This is a genomic window from Microbacterium sp. Root322, assembly GCF_001425645.1.
Lineage (GTDB): Bacteria > Actinomycetota > Actinomycetes > Actinomycetales > Microbacteriaceae > Microbacterium > Microbacterium maritypicum.
Genome location: NZ_LMCS01000001.1, coordinates 118969 through 136741, shown reverse-complemented (window position 1 = coordinate 136741; position 17773 = coordinate 118969). Strand labels below are relative to the sequence as shown.

At 66.9% G+C, this 17773-nt stretch carries 16 protein-coding genes; 7 read left to right on the top strand and 9 right to left on the bottom strand.

The window, feature by feature from the left end; translation table 11 throughout:
* Window positions 1-40 precede the first annotated feature (40 nt).
* From ASC55_RS00635 to rpsA, 6 genes are all read right to left on the bottom strand, one after another.
* A complete protein-coding gene (locus ASC55_RS00635) occupies window positions 41-1345 on the bottom strand; it encodes an O-acetylhomoserine aminocarboxypropyltransferase/cysteine synthase family protein (protein ID WP_055872354.1) in 1305 nt (434 codons plus the stop codon).
* Complete coding sequence (gene acs, locus ASC55_RS00630; RefSeq protein WP_055872353.1) at window positions 1342-3351, bottom strand: acetate--CoA ligase; 2010 nt, start codon at window positions 3349-3351, stop codon at window positions 1342-1344. Before acs ends, ASC55_RS00635 begins: the two co-directional genes overlap by 4 nt.
* The gene (locus ASC55_RS00625; protein WP_055872352.1) at window positions 3342-4202 is read right to left on the bottom strand and encodes an ABC transporter permease; all 861 of its coding nucleotides are present in this window, start codon (window positions 4200-4202) and stop codon (window positions 3342-3344) included. Before ASC55_RS00625 ends, acs begins: the two co-directional genes overlap by 10 nt.
* Entirely contained in the window at window positions 4199-5239 is a 1041-nt protein-coding gene (locus ASC55_RS00620; RefSeq protein ID WP_055872351.1) for an aliphatic sulfonate ABC transporter substrate-binding protein, read from the bottom strand. Before ASC55_RS00620 ends, ASC55_RS00625 begins: the two co-directional genes overlap by 4 nt.
* A complete protein-coding gene (locus ASC55_RS00615; RefSeq protein ID WP_055872350.1) occupies window positions 5236-6084 on the bottom strand; it encodes an ABC transporter ATP-binding protein in 849 nt (282 codons plus the stop codon). The genes ASC55_RS00620 and ASC55_RS00615 overlap by 4 nt, the downstream gene beginning before the upstream one ends.
* 142 nt (window positions 6085-6226) lie before the next feature.
* Window positions 6227-7681, bottom strand: coding sequence for a 30S ribosomal protein S1 (rpsA, locus tag ASC55_RS00610; protein WP_017830264.1), 1455 nt, complete (start codon window positions 7679-7681; stop codon window positions 6227-6229).
* A gap of 239 nt (window positions 7682-7920) precedes the next feature.
* Here rpsA and ASC55_RS00605 point away from each other — a divergent pair, with 239 nt between their 5' ends.
* Together ASC55_RS00605 and ASC55_RS00600 are read left to right on the top strand one after the other, a co-directional pair.
* Window positions 7921-8478, top strand: a complete 558-nt coding sequence (locus tag ASC55_RS00605) for a hypothetical protein (RefSeq protein ID WP_157559396.1) — start codon at window positions 7921-7923, stop codon at window positions 8476-8478.
* A 185-nt stretch (window positions 8479-8663) separates the two neighbouring features.
* Window positions 8664-9260 carry a hypothetical protein gene (locus ASC55_RS00600; protein WP_235563062.1) on the top strand — a complete coding sequence of 199 codons (597 nt, stop codon included), beginning with the start codon at window positions 8664-8666 and terminating at the stop codon, window positions 9258-9260.
* Window positions 9261-9275: 15 nt separating this feature from the next.
* Here ASC55_RS00600 and ASC55_RS00595 read toward each other — a convergent pair whose 3' ends face one another.
* Window positions 9276-10001: a hypothetical protein gene (locus ASC55_RS00595; protein ID WP_055872348.1), complete on the bottom strand. Its 726-nt coding sequence runs from the start codon at window positions 9999-10001 to the stop codon at window positions 9276-9278.
* 89 nt (window positions 10002-10090) lie between these two features.
* Between ASC55_RS00595 and ASC55_RS00590 the strand changes: the two genes are divergently transcribed.
* A complete protein-coding gene (locus ASC55_RS00590; RefSeq protein WP_055873054.1) occupies window positions 10091-11029 on the top strand; it encodes a 5'-3' exonuclease in 939 nt (312 codons plus the stop codon).
* A gap of 18 nt (window positions 11030-11047) precedes the next feature.
* Here ASC55_RS00590 and ASC55_RS00585 read toward each other — a convergent pair whose 3' ends face one another.
* Together ASC55_RS00585 and trpD are read right to left on the bottom strand one after the other, a co-directional pair.
* Complete coding sequence (locus ASC55_RS00585) at window positions 11048-12034, bottom strand: PHP domain-containing protein (RefSeq protein ID WP_200935122.1); 987 nt, start codon at window positions 12032-12034, stop codon at window positions 11048-11050.
* A 2-nt stretch (window positions 12035-12036) separates the two neighbouring features.
* Window positions 12037-13107, bottom strand: a complete 1071-nt coding sequence (gene trpD, locus ASC55_RS00580; protein ID WP_017830258.1) for an anthranilate phosphoribosyltransferase — start codon at window positions 13105-13107, stop codon at window positions 12037-12039.
* A 192-nt stretch (window positions 13108-13299) separates the two neighbouring features.
* Here trpD and ctaE point away from each other — a divergent pair, with 192 nt between their 5' ends.
* The 4 genes from ctaE to qcrB are packed head-to-tail and all read left to right on the top strand — an operon-like array spanning window position 13300 to window position 17698.
* Window positions 13300-13953: an aa3-type cytochrome oxidase subunit III gene (gene ctaE, locus ASC55_RS00575; RefSeq protein WP_131491265.1), complete on the top strand. Its 654-nt coding sequence runs from the start codon at window positions 13300-13302 to the stop codon at window positions 13951-13953.
* 20 nt (window positions 13954-13973) lie between these two features.
* Window positions 13974-14777, top strand: coding sequence for a cytochrome bc1 complex diheme cytochrome c subunit (gene qcrC, locus ASC55_RS00570; RefSeq protein ID WP_055872347.1), 804 nt, complete (start codon window positions 13974-13976; stop codon window positions 14775-14777).
* Window positions 14778-14813: 36 nt separating this feature from the next.
* Window positions 14814-15890, top strand: a complete 1077-nt coding sequence (qcrA, locus tag ASC55_RS00565; protein WP_017830255.1) for a cytochrome bc1 complex Rieske iron-sulfur subunit — start codon at window positions 14814-14816, stop codon at window positions 15888-15890.
* Window positions 15887-17698 (top strand): cytochrome bc1 complex cytochrome b subunit, encoded by a 1812-nt coding sequence (gene qcrB, locus ASC55_RS00560; protein WP_055867417.1) that lies wholly within the window; start codon window positions 15887-15889, stop codon window positions 17696-17698. Before qcrA ends, qcrB begins: the two co-directional genes overlap by 4 nt.
* Window positions 17699-17773 lie beyond the last annotated feature (75 nt).

The window sequence follows — 17773 nt, the reverse complement described above, 5'->3', positions numbered from 1 at the left end:
ACGGAGGGCAGCGCGCACGCATCGCCCGAGGTGGTCGCGCTCATCGGTTCGCTCCTGTCGCCGCGGTGAGGGCCTGATCGAGGTCCCAGACGATGTCCTCGGCATCTTCCAGTCCGACCGAGATGCGGATCAGGTCCGGACGCACACCCGCGGCGACGAGCTGCTCCTCGGTGAGCTGGCGGTGCGTCGTCGAGGCCGGGTGGATCACCAGGGTGCGGGCATCGCCGATGTTCGCGAGGTGCGAGGCGAGCTGCAGGTTCTCGATCAGGCTCTCCCCCGCCGCTCGACCCTCCGGCGACGCGACTCCGAAAGCGAAGACGGAACCGGGTCCGAGCGGCAGGTACTTGGCCGCACGGTCATGATGCGGATGCCCTTCGAGCCCTGCCCAGGTCACGTACGCCACGCGCGGGTCGGAGGCGAGCCAATCGGCGACGATGCGAGCGTTCGCGAGGTGCGCGTCGATGCGCTGCGGAAGGGTCTCGATCCCCTGGAGCAGATTGAACGCCGACTGCGGACTGAGCGCGGGACCGATGTCACGCAGCTGTTCGGAGCGGAGCTTGGTGAGGAACCCGTACTCGCCGAAGTTGTCCCACCATTTGATGCCGCCGTACGAGTCGACGGGTTCGGTCATCTGCGGGAACTTGCCGTTGCCCCAGTCGAACGTGCCCTTCTCGATGACGACGCCGCCGAGCGTGGTGCCGTGCCCGCCGAGGAACTTCGTCACGGAATGGATGACGATGTCGGCGCCGTGTTCGAGAGGACGTGCGAGGTAGGGGGTCGCCAGCGTCGCATCGACCACGAGCGGCACACCCGCCGCGTGGGCGACGGCGGCGAGCCCCTCGATGTCGGCGATCTCACCCGACGGGTTGCCGATCATCTCGACGTAGACGACCTTCGTCTCCGGGCGGATCGCGGCGGCGAAATCGGCCGGGTCCGTCGAGGCGACGAACGTGGTCTCCACGCCGAAGCGGCGCAGCGTGACATCCAGCTGAGTGATCGTTCCGCCGTACAGCTGCGCAGCGGCGACGACGTGATCGCCCGCGCCGACCAGAGCGGCGAACGTGATGAACTCCGCGCTCATGCCCGAGGCCGTGGCGACGGCGCCGATACCACCTTCGAGCGATGCGAGGCGCTCCTCCAGAGCGGCGACCGTGGGGTTCCCGATCCGAGAGTAGATGTTGCCGTACTTCTGCAGGGCGAAGAGGTTGCCGGCGTCCGCCGCGTCGTCGAAGACGAACGACGTCGTCTGGTAGATCGGCACGGCCCTCGCACCGGTGGAGGCGTCGGGGGTTCCACCGGCGTGAAGTGCTCTGGTACGAAATCCGAAGCGATGTTCTTCCGTCATGATGTCCTCAGTTCAGCGGCGGCGAGCACGTCGGCGATCTCATCGACGGCCCAGGGGTTCTGCAGCGACGTCGTGTCTCCCAGCGGCTGGGCTTCGCGACCGGCCCGTCGATCCTGCTCGGCTTCCCACAACTGCGCCAGGAGTCGTCGCATGATCTTGCCCGACCGGGTCTTGGGCAGATCGGGCACGACCACGATGTGCTGGGGCTTTGCGACGGGACCGATCGACTGCGCGACCTGAGCGCGCAGGTCGGCCGGATTCACGTCGGCACGGCCGGAAGGCGTCACGAAAGCCACGACGGCCTGACCGGTGACGGGGTCGGAGACCCCGGCGGAGCCCGCCTCGCCGACCGTGTCGTGTGCAACGAGAGCCGACTCGATCTCGATCGTGGAGAGCCGGTGCCCCGAGACGTTGACGACGTCGTCGAGGCGACCGAGGATCCAGATGTACCCGTCGGCGTCCCTGGTCGCGCCATCACCGGCGACGTAGAAGCCGCCGAAGCGTCCGTGACCGGAGAATGCCGACCAGTACGCGTCGCGATAGCGCACCGGGTCGCCCCAGACGGTGCGGGCCATCCCGGGCCACGGGCGGCGGATGACGAGTGTCCCCGAGCGACCGGGTGCCACCTCGATCCCGTCGGCGTCGACCACCGCGGCGTCGATCCCCGGCAGCGGCACCGAGGCCGAACCGGGCTTGAGCCGCGTGACGCCCGGCAGCGGGGCGATCATCGCGGCGCCGGTCTCCGACTGCCACCACGTATCGATCACCGGCAGCTCGTCACGGCCGAAGTTCTGCCGGAACCAGATCCAGGCCTCGGGGTTGATGGCCTCGCCGACCGTTCCGAGCAGTCGAAGGGTCGACAGGTCGTGGCCGCCCGGCAGCTCGGCGCCGAACCACGTCATGAAGGTGCGGATCAGCGTGGGTGCCGTGTAATACACGGTGACCCCGTACCGTTCGATGATCTCGAGATGGCGCTCCCGATGCGGCGAATCCGGCGTCCCCTCGTAGATGACCTGGGTGAGCCCGTTCGAGAGCGGGCCGTAGATCTCGTAGGTGTGCGCGGTGACCCAGGCGAGGTCTGCCGTGCACCAGTGCACGTCGTCCGGCTTCGCGTCGAAGTGCGCCCAGTGCGCCCAGCTCGCCTGCGTGAGATACCCTCCCGCGGTGTGCACGAGCCCCTTCGGCTTCCCGGTGGTGCCGGAGGTGTAGATGATGAAGAGGGGATGCTCGGCGTCGAACGCCTGGGCCTCGTGGGTCGACGGCGCGGTGTCGACCACGTCGTGCCACCAGAGATCGCGCCCGTCGGTCCACGGCACGTCCTGACCGGTGCGCCGAAGCACGAGCACGTGCTCGAGGTCGGGAAGACCGGCCGCCGCGACGTCGGCCGTGGTCTTGACCACGGTGGCGACGCCGCGACGATACTGCCCGTCGCTCGTCACCAGCAGCTTCGCGCCGGTGTCTTCGAGGCGGAAGCGTACGGCCTCGGCCGAGAATCCGCCGAACACCAGCGAATGCACGGCACCGATCCGGGCGCAGGCGAGCGTGATGACGATCGTCTCCACCAGAACGGGGAGATAGATCACGACGCGGTCGCCCGGTTCGATGCCGAGCGCGACGAGGGCGTTGGCGGCGCGGGAGACCCGCTGCTGCAGGTCGGAATAGGTCACCGCGACGCGGTCGCCCGGCTCGCCCTCGAAGTGCAGGGCCACCCTGTCTCCGTGGCCGGCATCGACGTGTCGATCGATGCAGTTCGCGGCCACGTTGAGCCTGCCGCCGACGAACCAGCGGGCTGCAGGAACCGCGTCGCCGATCGGCGGCTCCCACTCATGGGCGGTATGCCACGGCTCCGACCAGTCGAGGCGGCGGGCAGCATCCTCCCAGAACGCGACGGGATCTGCTGCCGCGCGCGCATAGGCTTCCCCCGTGACGTTCGCGTGCGGGAACTCGTTCGAGGGCTCGTAGACGCGTGTCTCGTGCAGCCGGGCCTCCGTCACGCTCACACCCATCGTCGGAGCAGGTACTTCTCCACCAGCACGAGGAGGCCGTTGGTGAGGGTGCCCAGCAGTGCCAGCAGAACGATCGAGAGCAGGATGCGGTCGACCCGGCCGCTGTTCTGGGAATCGGTCAGCAGGAAGCCGAGGCCCATGGACGACGCGATGAGCTCGGCGGCGACGAGGAACAGCCACGCCTGGGCGAGCGCGAGGCGAAGGCCGGAGATGACGGAGGGCACGACGGCGGGCAGTTGCACGATGCGGAACAGCGACCATCCGCGCAGGCTGAACGATCGTCCGGCCTCGACGAGCTGCGGATCGACATGACGCAGCGCCGAGGCGACCGTGGTGTAGACGGGGAAGAACGCCCCGATCACGATGAGCGTGACCTTGGACTCCTCGCCGATCTGCATCCAGAGGATCAGCAGCGGCACCCAGGCGAGCGAGGGCACCGCACGGACGGCGGCGAGCGTCGGGCTGAGCAGCACGTCTCCCAGCCGCGACAGCCCCACCACGCCGGCCACGGCGAGCCCGATCACGGATCCGATCGCGAATCCGAGCAGCACGCGCTGCACGGAGATGGCGATGTGCGTCCAGAGCTGCCCGCTCTGCGCCAGCTCGACACCGGCCTGGAAGACAGAGGCGGGTGTGGGAAGACGGTACGACGGAATCGCTCCGTTCGTCGTCACGACCTGCCAGACGATCACGATGATCGCCGGCAGTACGAGCCCGGCGATGATCCGCGCCGCGGGTCGATCCCACGTGCGCCGAACGACGGGGTCAGGGCGCCGGAGCTCTCCCCTGGCGAAGTCGAGGGCGTCTTGCGAGTCCGCAGGGACGATCACCCGCTGGTCGAGATCGCTCACTCGCCGTCGACCGCCTTCTTGGCGAACGTGTCGTTCACGATCGACGACAGTGCCTTGTCGACGGATTCCTTGCCACCCTGCACGTCGCCGGACTCCACGAGCACGGGAGCGATCTTCTCGAGCACGGCGACCTGGTCGTCTCCGGGGATCCCGCTCACGTCGAGATTCGAGCGCTCCTCGATCACGGTGGTGGCGACCCCGATGTCGATGCCGGCGACCTCGGCGAGAAGCGCCGCGGTCTTGTCGGGGTTCTCGAGCGCCCACTCACGGGCCTGCTCGTACGCGTCGACGACGGCCTGCGCCAGGTCGGGGTGGTTCGTGATGAACTCCTCGGTCGCATTGAGGAAGCCGTACGTGTTGAAGTCGACGTTGCGGTAGATGAGCTTGTCGCCGGACTCCGCCTCGGCCGCGGCCATGATCGGATCGAGACCCGACCACGCGTCGACCGAACCACCGTCGAGAGCGGCACGGCCGTCGGCGTGCTGAAGGTTCTGCACCTCGACGTCGGACAGAGACAGACCGCCCTCTTCGAGCGCCTGCAGCAGGAAGAAGTAGGGGTCGGTGCCCTTGGTGGCTGCGACGGAGGCGCCCTTGAGGTCTTCGATCGAGGTGATGTCGCTGTCGGGTCCGACGACGATCGCCGCCCACTCCGGCTGCGAGAAGATGTCGATGACCTGGATCGGCGAGCCGTTCGCCCGGGCCAGGAGCGCAGCCGATCCCGCCGTCGATCCGACATCGACCGACCCGGAGCGCAGCAGCTCGTTGGCCTTGTTCGAGCCGGCGGACTGCACCCACTCGACGGTGACATCGTCGCCGAGGATGTCTTCGAGGATGCCCTGGTCGCGGATCACGAGGCTCAGCGGGTTGTAGGTGGCGAAGTCGATCGAGAGCGTGTCGGATGACCATTCGGTCGTGCCGGACGTGGGCTTCGTGTCGGTGGCTGCGGCGTTCTCTCCAGCGACGCAGCCGGTGGCGACGAGCATCATCGTCCCGGCGATCGCGATCGCGGGGATGATTCGGCGGGTGGTGATGCTCATCGGTTCTCCTCGGCGGTGCGGTGGTGGGTGTCGACGCCGAGGCCTTCGAGAAGCTCGGCGCGCAGGTCGGCGAGGCCGCGATCGGCGCGGTCTCGGGGGCGAAGGCCCGGCACGGTGATCGTGCGGGCGATGGAGGACTCGTCGGTGCCGGTTCCGTCCAGCGTGCGCAGCAGCAGCACACGGTCGGCGAGGTAGAGGGCCTCTTCCACGTCGTGGGTGACGAGGAGAACCGTGGTCGGCTCCGCGGCATGGATCTTCAGCAGCAGGTCGTGCATGCGCAGGCGCGTGAGTGCGTCGAGCGCCCCGAACGGCTCGTCGAGCAGGAGGACGCCGGGGTTGCGGGCGAGGGCCCTCGCGAGGGATGCGCGCTGCGCCATGCCGCCGGACACCTCGCGCGGGCGCTGGTCGGCGGCATGGTCGAGGCCGACCAGGTGCAGCAGCTCGCGCACGCGTTCACGACCGGCACGACGGGCGGTGCCGCGTGGCAGGCCGAGCTCGACGTTCTGGGCGATCGTGCGCCACGGGAGCAGTCGGGGCTCCTGGAATGCGACGGCCGTGCGTTCGTCGACGTCGGCGACGAGCGTGTCATCGAGGCGGATGCTGCCCCGTGTCGGTGCGTCCAGGCCGCCGACGAGGCGAAGCAGGGTCGACTTTCCGCACCCGGAGGGTCCGACCACGGCGACGATCTCGCCCGCGGAGATGTCGAGATCTACAGTGCGCAGCACGTCGCGGCGTCCGCTCGCCAGCGGAAACGATCGTTCGATTCCGTCGAGCCGGACCGCCTGCGCGGTCCCCCACGCCGTCGGGACGGCTGTGGTGCGCGGCGCGGGCAGCAAGGCGGTCATGTGCCCATGCTGGCCGAGTGGGTCGATTGCGGCGAATACGGGCGTAATGCTGCGTCACGCACGGGAATCCGTCACGCGGACATGCGAAACGGGCCGCCACACCCGCCCGAAGGCGAGGTGACGACCCGTTTCAGAATGCTGCTTACGCGTTGCCGCCCGAGAGCTTCTCGCGCAGAGCGGCGAGAGCCTCGTCGTCCGCGAGGGTGCCGGCGCCGGCAGCCTCGCTGGTGAAGGACTGGCCACCGAAGTCGTCTCCGGCCGCAGCCTCGGCCTCGGCCGCCTTGACGACCTGAGCCTTGTGCGCCTCCCAGCGAGCCTGGGCTGCAGCGTACTCCTGCTCCCATGCCTCGCGCTGGGCGTCGAAGCCTTCCTTCCACGCACCGGTCTCGGCGTCGAAGCCCTCCGGGTACTTGTACTCGCCGTTCTCGTCGTACTCGGCGAGCATGCCGTACAGGGCCGGGTCGAACTCGGTGCCGTTGGGGTCGACCGACTCGTTGGCCTGCTTCAGCGACAGCGAGATGCGACGACGCTCGAGGTCGATGTCGATGACCTTGACGAAGACCTCTTCGCCGACCGACACGACCTGCTCAGCCAGCTCGACGTGCTTGCTGGAGAGCTCGGAGATGTGGACGAGGCCCTCGATGCCGTCTGCGACGCGAACGAACGCACCGAACGGAACGAGCTTGGTGACCTTACCCGGCGTGACCTGACCGATCGCGTGGGTACGGGCGAAGACCTGCCACGGGTCCTCCTGCGTCGCCTTCAGCGACAGGGAGACGCGCTCGCGGTCGAGGTCGACCTCGAGGATCTCGACGGTGACCTCCTGGCCAACCTCGACGACCTCGGAGGCGTGCTCGATGTGCTTCCAGGACAGCTCGGAGACGTGCACGAGGCCGTCCACGCCACCCAGGTCGACGAACGCACCGAAGTTGACGATCGACGAGACGACACCCTTGCGGACCTGACCCTTGTGCAGGTTGTTCAGGAACGTGGTGCGCGACTCCGACTGCGTCTGCTCGAGCAGCGCGCGGCGGCTCAGGACGACGTTGTTGCGGTTCTTGTCGAGCTCGAGGATCTTCGCCTCGATCTCCTGGCCGAGGTACGGCGTGAGGTCGCGGACGCGGCGCAGCTCGATGAGCGAAGCCGGGAGGAAGCCACGGAGGCCGATGTCGACGATGAGTCCACCCTTGACGACCTCGATGACCGTACCGGTGACGACGCCGTCGTTCTCCTTGATCTTCTCGACGTCTCCCCAGGCACGCTCGTACTGTGCGCGCTTCTTGGAGAGGATCAGACGGCCTTCCTTGTCCTCCTTCTGGAGAACGAGGGCCTCGACCAGATCGCCGACAGCGACGACCTCGTTGGGGTCGACGTCGTGCTTGATCGAGAGCTCACGCGAGGGGATGACACCCTCGGTCTTGTAGCCGACATCGAGGAGGACCTCATCGCGGTCGATCTTGACGATCGTGCCTTCGATGATGTCGCCGTCGTTGAAGAACTTCAGGGTCTTCTCGACCGCGGCCAGGAAGTCCTCAGCAGATCCGATGTCGTTGATGGCGACCTGCTTGGTGGCCGGGGCGGTCGTTGCGGTAGTCATGTAGTGGGTTGTCCTTGTTGAATGGAGACTCGGGCTGGGAGGCAAAGGCCGCGCACGGCCGACTGCATGCTTCACAGCAGTTGGATTTTGGTTTTCTCGCCACGAGGGCACGCGTATGCACGCCACGAGTGACAGTTAACGCTATCAGAAGTTCCGACACTGCAGGAGTCGGATTCCCCCGAGCATCGCGCTGTGGATAACTCACACGGGCCGTCGACCCTCCGGGTTACCGTGACTGGGTGATCCCGCCGACAGCTTCCTCCGCCATTCCCCCTCGTTCCGGTGCGCTCATGATGGTCTCGATCGTCGTGATGCTCGCGGGCTGCGCGCCGACGCCCGAGCCGACACCCACCCCCACCGCGGCCTTCGCCTCGGAGGAAGAAGCCTTCGCCGCCGCAGAAGAGACGTTCAGTGAGTATGTCCGCGCGCTCAACGCGGTCGACGCGTCGGACCCGGCCACTTTCGAGGAGTTGTTCGAACTGTCGAGCGGCAGCGTAGAGAAGGCAGATCGCGAGAATTTCTCCGCCATGCACGCCGAAGGCAAGGTGATTGAAGGAGATACTCGAGTGTTCTCGTTCAGCGGCGTGCACAGCGCCGCGCCGTTCGACAAAGTGACCGCAACGCTCTGCTTAGACGTGAGCCAAGTCGCGATCCTCAATCCGGACGGTTCGTCTGCAGTCAGTCCGAATCGCCCAGATGTATATGGCCTTGAAGTCACATTCGTGACGTCGGACTCAGTTGGACTACTGGTTGATTCGGCGACTTCAGATGACGACGTTCAATGTCCCGTCTCCTAGCCGTAATGGGCGTGGTCGTTGCGCTCGTTCAGCCGAGCGAGGGCAGCAAGCCTCCCGGCTTCTCCGATTTCTTGGCAGGAACGGATGGCAGTCAGGTTACGACTACTGCAAGCCAAACAGAGGGCAATGACGGTCCCCGCAACAGCGCCCCGCGACCCGACTCCCCGTCCTTTCCCGTCTTCCCTGTGCACGAGTTCGACTTCGATTCATGTCTCGACGACTGGAACAGCTCCCGCGGCTGCTTCCGCACCGTCATCGATGAGGAACCGTCGTCACCGGGTGCGGACTCCCCTGCAGCCCCGGCGATCACGATCGACGACCTCGCGCAGTTCGCTCCGGATCCGGTCGCGAACGAGGGCGAGCCCGACAACGTCGGCGTGGCCGGGATGCCGACGAACTTCATCGCAGCGGCATCCGTGCACACGCGCTCTGGCACGCTTTTCGGCGCACCGCTCAGCGTGCGCTTCACGCCTGTCGGCTATGAGTTCGTGCACGGCGACGGCACGTCCGCCACCTCGAGCACAGGCGGACAGACGTGGTCGGCGCTCGGTCAATCACCGTTCACCCCCACTTCCACCAGCCATGTGTACAGCGAACGGGGCACGTACCAGGCGCACGTCACGGTCCGTTACGCCGCCGAAGTCGACCTCGGCGGCGGCTGGTTCCCAGTGGCCGGCGACCTCACGATCCCCGGCCCCGCGCGGGAGATACGCATCTTCGAGGCGCACACCGCGCTCGTGGCGTTCACCTGCGCGCAGCGACCGTCGGCACCTGGCTGCTGAGACGACGCACGCGGACTAACCCACGGCGGTCACGACGACCGGAGCACCGTCCGCATCCACATAGCCTTCCAGCGTCAGCTTCGCATCCGCGGCGACGCCCTCCGCCGGCACGAACGTGACCTGCGGAACCAGATCCATTGTGCAGACCTGGTTCGCGCTCGGCTGCAGCCGGACGATCCCCTCCGTCTCGCTGACGACTTCGACGGTTCCGGCGGCCGGCATACACGTCGACGACCCCCACGTCAGGATCGCGAGCTCGTGCTCATCGATCCACGTCGCCGCCGGTGTCTGCGGAGACATCCTGTCCGCAGGGATGATCTCCCCGTCCGCGAGGCCGGGCAGAGTGAGCTCGCTCTTCACGCCTGCCGCGTCGGTCACCGTCAGCTCCACCGGGCGTGAGGAATCGAACCCGGCCGGCAAGCCCATGTAGGTTCCGTGCGCGGTCTGTACGTCCGCACATGCCTCGTCCTCCCCGTCGACGAGCACGATCTCGAGGGACTGATCCCCCGCGACGATGTCCCCGATCTGCGGCACGCACGCATCGCCCCATGTCTTCAACACGAATGACGTCCCATCGAGCCACGCCGCCTTCGGGGCATATGACGTGTCAGAGGTGTTCGGATCGGACGTCGACTCCGGAACCGGAGAAGTTCCCGCCGACGTCGCGCATCCGGCCAGTGCCGCGGCGAGCACCACCCCGCCCAGGACGAGGGACGAGAACGTGCGAAGAGGAGCTTTCATACCCGTGAGTGTCCCCACCGAGCGGATCGTCTCAGTCTGCGACCGACAAGCGCCGGCCCGCGCCACGTGCCCGTGTCAGACTGTCGTTCGTGACCGATCGCCTCATGCTGCTCGACACCGCCAGCCTCTACTTCCGTGCCTTCTACGGCGTCCCCGACAAGGTGACCGCACCGGACGGCTCGCCGATCAACGCGGCACGCGGTCTGCTCGACATCATCGCCAAGCTCGTCACGCTCTACGAGCCCACTCATGTGGTCGCCTGCTGGGACGACGACTGGCGCCCGCAGTGGCGCGTCGACCTCATCCCCAGCTACAAGACGCACCGCGTCGTCGAAGTCGTCGAGAGCGGGCCAGACGTCGAAGAGGTTCCCGACCCTCTCGAAGCCCAGATCCCCCTCATCCGCGAGACGCTCGCGGCGATCGGGATCCCCATCGTCGGGGTCGCGGAGCACGAGGCCGACGACGTGATCGGCACGCTCGCGACCACCGCGACGATGCCGGTCGACATCGTCACGGGCGACCGTGACCTGTTCCAGCTCGTCGACGACGCCCGCGACGTGCGGGTCATCTACACCGCACGCGGCATGAGCAACCTCGAGATCGTGACCGATGTGACGGTGGTCGCGAAGTACGGCGTGCTCCCCTCGCAGTACGCCGACTTCGCCACCATGCGCGGCGATGCCTCAGACGGACTCCCCGGGGTGGCCGGCGTCGGCGAGAAGACCGCGGCGACCCTGCTCCAGGCGCACGCCGATCTCGAGGGCATCCGCGCCGCCGCGGAGGCAGGCGAGGGCATGAGCGCCGGAGTGCGTGCGAAGCTGCTCGCGGCATCCGCCTACCTCGATGTCGCGCCGACGGTGGTGGCCGTCGCCACCTCCCTCCCCCTCACCGCTCCCGACGTTCCGCTTCGAGTGCTCGACCCCGCAGAGGTGGACGCGGCCACGGCACTCGCGGAGAAGTGGAACCTCGGCGGCTCCATGACGCGTGCGGTCGCCGCGGTGTCCAACGCCGCGCTCAAAGCCGGCTGACAGGGCGACGGAGCGGGTCTACTCCGCCCAGGCGAGCAGACGCGAGAGCCCCCAGGTCGTCACGATCCGCGACGCGGGGATCCCCGCCCGCTCCGCGCGCTCGGCGCCGTGGTCCAGCAGTGAGAGCTGGCCGGGAGCATGAGCATCCGAATCGATGGAGAACAGGCATCCCGCCTCCAGGGCGATCGCGATCAGCTCATCCGGCGGATCCTGACGCTCAGGCCGGGAATTGATTTCGACGGCCACTCCGTTGTCGGCGCAGGCGGAGAAGACCGCTGCCGCATCGAACGCCGACTGCGGGCGCGTGCCCCGCTCGCCCTGTACGAGTCGACCTGTGCAGTGTCCGAGCACGTTCACCCTCGGGTGCGACACCGCGGCGATCATCCGCGCGGTCATCGGACGCGAGTCCATGCGCAGCTTGGAGTGAACCGATGCCACGACGATGTCGAGCTCGGCGAGCAGGTTGTCTTCCTGATCGAGCGCCCCGTCTTCGAGGATGTCGACCTCGATGCCGGTGAGAAGGGTGAAACCGTCGCCGGATTCCGCACGCACGAGGGGCATCTGCTCGCGCAGCCGCTCCGCAGAGAGCCCTCTGGCCACCCGAAGGCGTGGCGAGTGATCCGTGATCGCTTGATACTCGTGCCCGAGGGCGCGTGCAGCAGCAGCCATCACCGAGAGCGGAGTCGTTCCATCGGACCAGTCGGTATGCGCGTGCAGGTCGCCGCGGAGCTTCGCGCGAAGCTCGGAGACGCGCTCGGGTTCGACATCTCCCCGCAGCTCGACGAGGTAGTCGGGAACCTGCCCCGCCTGGGCCTGACGGATCACCGCGAACGTCGACTCGCCGATGCCCCTCGCCGCACGCAGTCGGGTGGGATCGGCGCTGAGGTCGTCGGGAAGGTCCTGCAGTGTCGCCGCGGCCTGACGAAACGCCTTCGCTCGATACCGCGACGCCCGCTCGCGCTCCAGCAGAGAGGCGATCTCCAGCAGCGCGTCGACGGGGTCCACGGTCACTCCTTCGGAGCAGCCAGTTCGCGACTCACCGAGATCCATTGGTCGAGCTTCGCCAGGGCGCGACCGTCGTCGACCGCCGCCGACGCCTTGTCGTAGCCTTCACGCAGGCGCTCGAGGATCGGCCGCTGCACCTGAGTGGCATCCTGCGAGAGCTCGAAGGCGACGATGCCCGCCGCGGCGTTGAGCAGCACGATGTCACGCACGGCGCCGGTCTCCCCCGCCAAGGTGCGCCGGAGCACCTCCGCATTGTGCTGGGGCGAGCCGCCGATGAGGTCGGCGAGATCAGCGATCGGGATGCCGAGGTCGCGGGGGTCGAGGTCGTGCTCGTGGATGTCCCCGCGGGTGACCTCCCAGATGCGACTGTGTCCGGTGGTGGTGAGTTCGTCGAGTCCGTCATCGCCACGGAAGACGAGCGCCGTCGCACCACGGGTACGGAACACACCCGTGATCAGCGGGACGCGCTCGATCTGCGCGACGCCGACCGCGTTGGCCTCGGCACGAGCGGGGTTGCACAGCGGTCCGAGCATGTTGAAGACAGTCGGCACTCCCAGCTCCGCCCGGACGGGACCGGCGTGCTTGAAGCCCGGGTGGAAGGCTCCGGCCCAGGCGAAGGTGATGCCGGTGCGGTCGAGGATGGATGCGACGGCGGCAGGGTCGAGGGACAGCTCGAGCCCGAGGGCCCCCAGCACGTCGGAGGACCCGGAGGCGGAGCTCGCCGCGCGATTGCCGTGCTTGACCACGGGCACACCCGTCGCGCCGATGATGATTGCCGCCGTTGTCGAGACGTTCACCGTGCCGACTCGGTCACCACCGGTTCCGACGATGTCCAGCACGTCGGGTGAGACGGGAAGGGGAACCGCAGCCTCGAGGATCGCATCGCGGAAGCCGACGATCTCGTCGATCGTCTCGCCCTTCGCACGGAGGGCTACGAGGAAGCCCGCCAACTGCGCTTCGGTGACGCCTCCCTGCATGATCTGACGCATGGCCCACGTGGACTCCCACACACTGAGATCACGGCGCTCCAACAGAGAGGTGAGCACGTCGGACCAGGTCAGGGAATCAGCCATGTGTGCGATCCTATCGGCGCAGAGAAAACATGCAGATGCTTCCGAACACACGTGCACAGGGGCCTCACCCCTTGTTTCCCGCGGATTCACCGGGTATTCGCAGTGTTTTCTTAGGGTCCCCTAAGTCCAAGGCAGGCTATTCGAGGGCCGTCGGTGCAAGAATCACGCCCGCGGATCGGCCATAATGGAGGGGTGACGACCTCAGCGACGTATGCCCCGGCGGCGAGAACGATTAAGCGGCCCAACCCGGTAGCTGTCGGCACCATTGTGTGGCTCGGCAGTGAGGTGATGTTCTTCGCGGGACTCTTCGCGATCTACTTCACCCTCCGCAGCACCTCCCCGGAGCTGTGGGCAGACCGGACCGAGCTGCTGAACGTCCCGTTCGCCGCAGTGAACACTGCGATCCTCGTGCTCTCCTCGTTCACGTGCCAGATGGGCGTGTTCGCGGCGGAGGACCTGCAGCCCTACAAGATCGGCAAGGGACAGAAGAACGGCGCCGGACGCCGTCGCCTGTTCGGCTGGGGAATGGTCGAGTGGTTCTTCCTCACCTTCGCCCTCGGCGCGATCTTCGTCTCCGGCCAGGTCTGGGAGTACGCCCAGCTGGTCGCTGAAGGCATGCCGATCGGCGCCGACTCCTACGCTTCCGCGTTCTACCTGACGACCGGCTTCCACGCCCTGCACGTCACCGGTGGTCTGGTCGCGTTCCTGCTCGTCATCGGCCGCGCATACGCCGTCAAGAACTTCCGGCACAAGGAGGCGACCTCCTCGATCGTGGTGTCCTACTACTGGCACTTCGTCGACGTCGTCTGGATCGTGCTGTTCCTCGTTATCTACTTCCTGAAATAAGAGCGGAGCTGATCCCCGAGATGGCACGAGAGAAGAAGCGCCGTTCCGGCGGTCGTCGCAGCCCTTTGGCGGCAGCGGCGCTCATCGGAGCAGGCCTCATGATCACCGGCGCTGTGTACGCCGGAGCGACCGCCGCGTTCGCTGCATCCGACACCCAGTCGGCCGCGACCTCGCAGCTGACCGTCGAAGACGGCGAGAAGCTGTTCACGGCCAACTGCGCCACCTGCCACGGTCTCGACCTGGAGGGAACGGCCAACGGCCCCAGCCTCTACGGCGTGGGCGAACTGGCAACCGAGTTCCAGCTGTCGACCGGTCGCATGCCCCTGCAGATGCAGGGACCGCAGGCGCCGCAGAAGGCACCGCAGTTCACCGAGGACCAGATCCTCGCGATCTCGTCCTTCGTCCAGTCCGAGGCACCCGGCCCGACGTTCCCGTCGGACCACATCCTCGACGGCAAGGGTGACGTCTCCAAGGGCGCGGAGCTGTTCCGCGTCAACTGCGCGATGTGTCACAACGTGGCCGCCGCCGGTGGAGCGCTCACCGAGGGCAAGTACGCCCCCGGACTCAGCGAGACCAGCGCACTGCACATGTACGCGGCCATGGTCACCGGTCCGCAGAACATGCCTGTCTTCGGCGACATGAACCTGTCCGACGAAGACAAGCGCGACATCATCTCGGCGCTGCTCTTCCAGCAGCAGTCCGTGCAGGTCGGCGGATTCTCGCTGGGCTCGCTCGGACCGGTCTCCGAGGGCCTGTTCGTGTGGATCTTCGGTATCGGCGCACTCGTCGCCGTCACCGTGTGGATCACGGCCAAGTCCAACTGACGCTTAATCATCGAAGAGGAACGTACGAGGAGCACCATGGCACACGACGACGACTCGCAGGCTCTTGACAGGGCCTACCAGCCCTCTCCGGGGCTGGGTGTCGCAGTCAGCGATCCCGTGCAGAACCCCGGGCTTCCGCCGCACCGCGAGCGGATGACCGACAAGGACCCGCGCGCTGAGAAGGCCGCTGTCCGCACTGTCTACACGCTGTTCTACCTCTCGCTCGCCGGCAGCATCTGGGCGGTCGCCGCCTACATGCTGTTCCCGATCGAGAGCGGCGCGCTCATCGACATCCGGCAGAACAACCTCTTCATCGGTCTCGGCATCGCCCTCGCGTTGCTGGCCCTCGGTATCGGTGCGATCCACTGGTCCAAGGCGCTCATGTCCGACAAGGAGTTCATCGAGCACCGCCACCCCACCCGTGGCACGGACGCAACGCGCGAAGCTGCCATCAAGGCCTTCTCCGACGCGAACGAGGAGTCCGGCTTCGGTCGTCGCTCGATGATCCGCAACTCGCTGTTCGCAGCGATCGTCGCCTCGATCATCCCCGGCGTGACGCTGTTCCGTGGCCTGGCGCCGCACTCCACTCCGGAAGACCCCACGGCGGGCGACCCGGTCGTGCTGCTCAAGCACACGATGTGGGAAGAGGGAGCGCGCCTGGTGCGCGACCCCGACGGCACCCCGATCCGCGCCGCTGATGTCACGCTCGGCTCCGCGTTCCATGTGATCCCGGAAGAGCTCGCGACGCTGAGCCACCACGACGGCTACCTCGAGGAGAAGGCCAAGGCCATCGTGCTGATGATGCGTCTGCGCCCCGAACAGCTGATCGAGGCCGAGGACCGCAAGGACTGGTCCTACGACGGCATCGTCGCCTACTCCAAGGTCTGCACGCACGTCGGTTGCCCCGTGGCACTGTACGAGCAGCAGACCCACCACCTGCTGTGCCCGTGCCATCAGTCGCAGTTCGACGTCACGGACCACGCAAAGGTCATCTTCGGCCCGGCGGCACGTCCGCTGCCGCAGCTGCCCATCACCGTCGATGACGAGGGCTACCTGATCGCACGCAGCGACTTCACGGAACCCGTCGGCCCGAGCTTCTGGGAGCGCCATTGAGCACCGCAACGCTGTCCAAAGACGACAACGACACCAAGGCACCTCTCGGCGGCCGCTTCGTCGGTGCCGCGTCGAACTACATCGATGAGCGCACCAGCCTCTCCGGCTTCGTCAAGGAGCTCGGACGCAAGATCTTCCCCGACCACTGGTCGTTCATGCTGGGCGAGATCGCGCTGTGGAGCTTCGTCGTCGTGTTCCTCTCCGGAACCTTCCTGACGTTCTTCTTCGACGCGTCGATGGTCGAGACCCACTACACCGGCGCCTATGCGCCGATGCGTGGAATCGAGATGTCCGCAGCGCTGGAATCGTCGCTGCACATCTCCTTCGACCTGCGAGGCGGTCTGCTGGTCCGTCAGATCCACCACTGGGCCGCGCTGGTGTTCATCGCCGGAATCGGCGTGCACATGCTCCGCGTGTTCTTCACCGGTGCGTTCCGCAAGCCGCGTGAGCTCAACTGGGTGATCGGCTTCATCCTCTTCATCCTCGCCATGGCAGAGGGCTTCACCGGCTACTCGCTTCCCGACGACCTGCTCTCGGGCAACGGTCTTCGCATCATCGACGGCATGATCAAGGGCCTCCCCCTGATCGGCACCTGGACCTCGTTCCTCCTCTTCGGCGGAGAGTTCCCCGGTACCGACATCGTCGGACGCCTGTACACGCTGCACATCCTGCTGCTGCCCATGCTCGTCATCGCACTGATCGTGGTGCACCTGATGCTCATGATCATCAACAAGCACACGCAGTTCGCCGGCCCCGGCCGCACGAACGACAACGTCGTGGGCTACCCGATGATGCCGGTGTACATGTCGAAGATGGGCGGATACCTGTTCATCGTCTTCGGCACCATCGTGCTGATCGCGACCTTCTTCCAGATCAACCCGATCTGGAACTACGGACCGTACGACCCGTCCCCCGTCTCCGCCGGCACGCAGCCGGACTGGTACATCGGCTTCGCCGACGGCGCCCTGCGTCTGGCACCGTCGAACTGGGACATCGTCTTCCTCGACCACACCTGGTCGTTCGGCATCATCGCGCCGGTCCTCGTGCTCGGTCTGTTCATCGTGCTCGTCGCGATCTACCCCTTCATCGAGGCGTGGGTCACGGGCGACAAGCGCGAGCACCACATCGCTCAGCGCCCGCGCAACGCCGCGACGCGCACGGCGATCGGTGTGGCCGGCGTCATCTTCTACGCGGTGCTGTGGGCTGCAGCCTCGTCCGACCTCATCGCGACGCACTTCATGCTCACGATGGAAGGCGTCATCCACACGCTGCAGGCGATGCTCTTCCTGGGCCCGATCCTCGGCTACTTCGTCACGAAGCGCATCTGCATCGCGCTGCAGAAGAAGGACCGCGAGATCGTGCTGCACGGCTTCGAGTCCGGTCGCATCGTCCGCCTTCCCGGCGGAGAGTTCATCGAGGTGCACCAGCCGGTCGACAAGTACGACCGTTGGAAGCTCATCGACGTCGACACGTACGAGCCCCTCGTGGTCCGCCCGAACGCCAAGGGACGTATCCCGTGGACGGAGAACCTCCGCTCCTCGATCTCCCGCTGGTTCTTCGAAGACCGCCTGGCACCGCTCACGCAGGCCGAGGTCGAGGCAGCAGACGCTCACCAGCACCACGTCACGGCTCACAACGACGAGACCGAGGCCGCGGAGATCCAGGGCGCTCACGAGCGCGCAGGCTTCCCCGACGCCCCGCTCACGGTCGATGAGACGCACGTCGACGAGACGCCGAACACCCCCAGCACGGTCATCGCGACCGAGCCGGTGAAGAAGCCTCGCAAGAAGTCGGAGGACGGCGAGTAGTCGCCACTCCCCCATCTGATGAAGGCCTCGTCCATACGGACGGGGCCTTCATCGTTAGTACCCGAATGAGAGGAT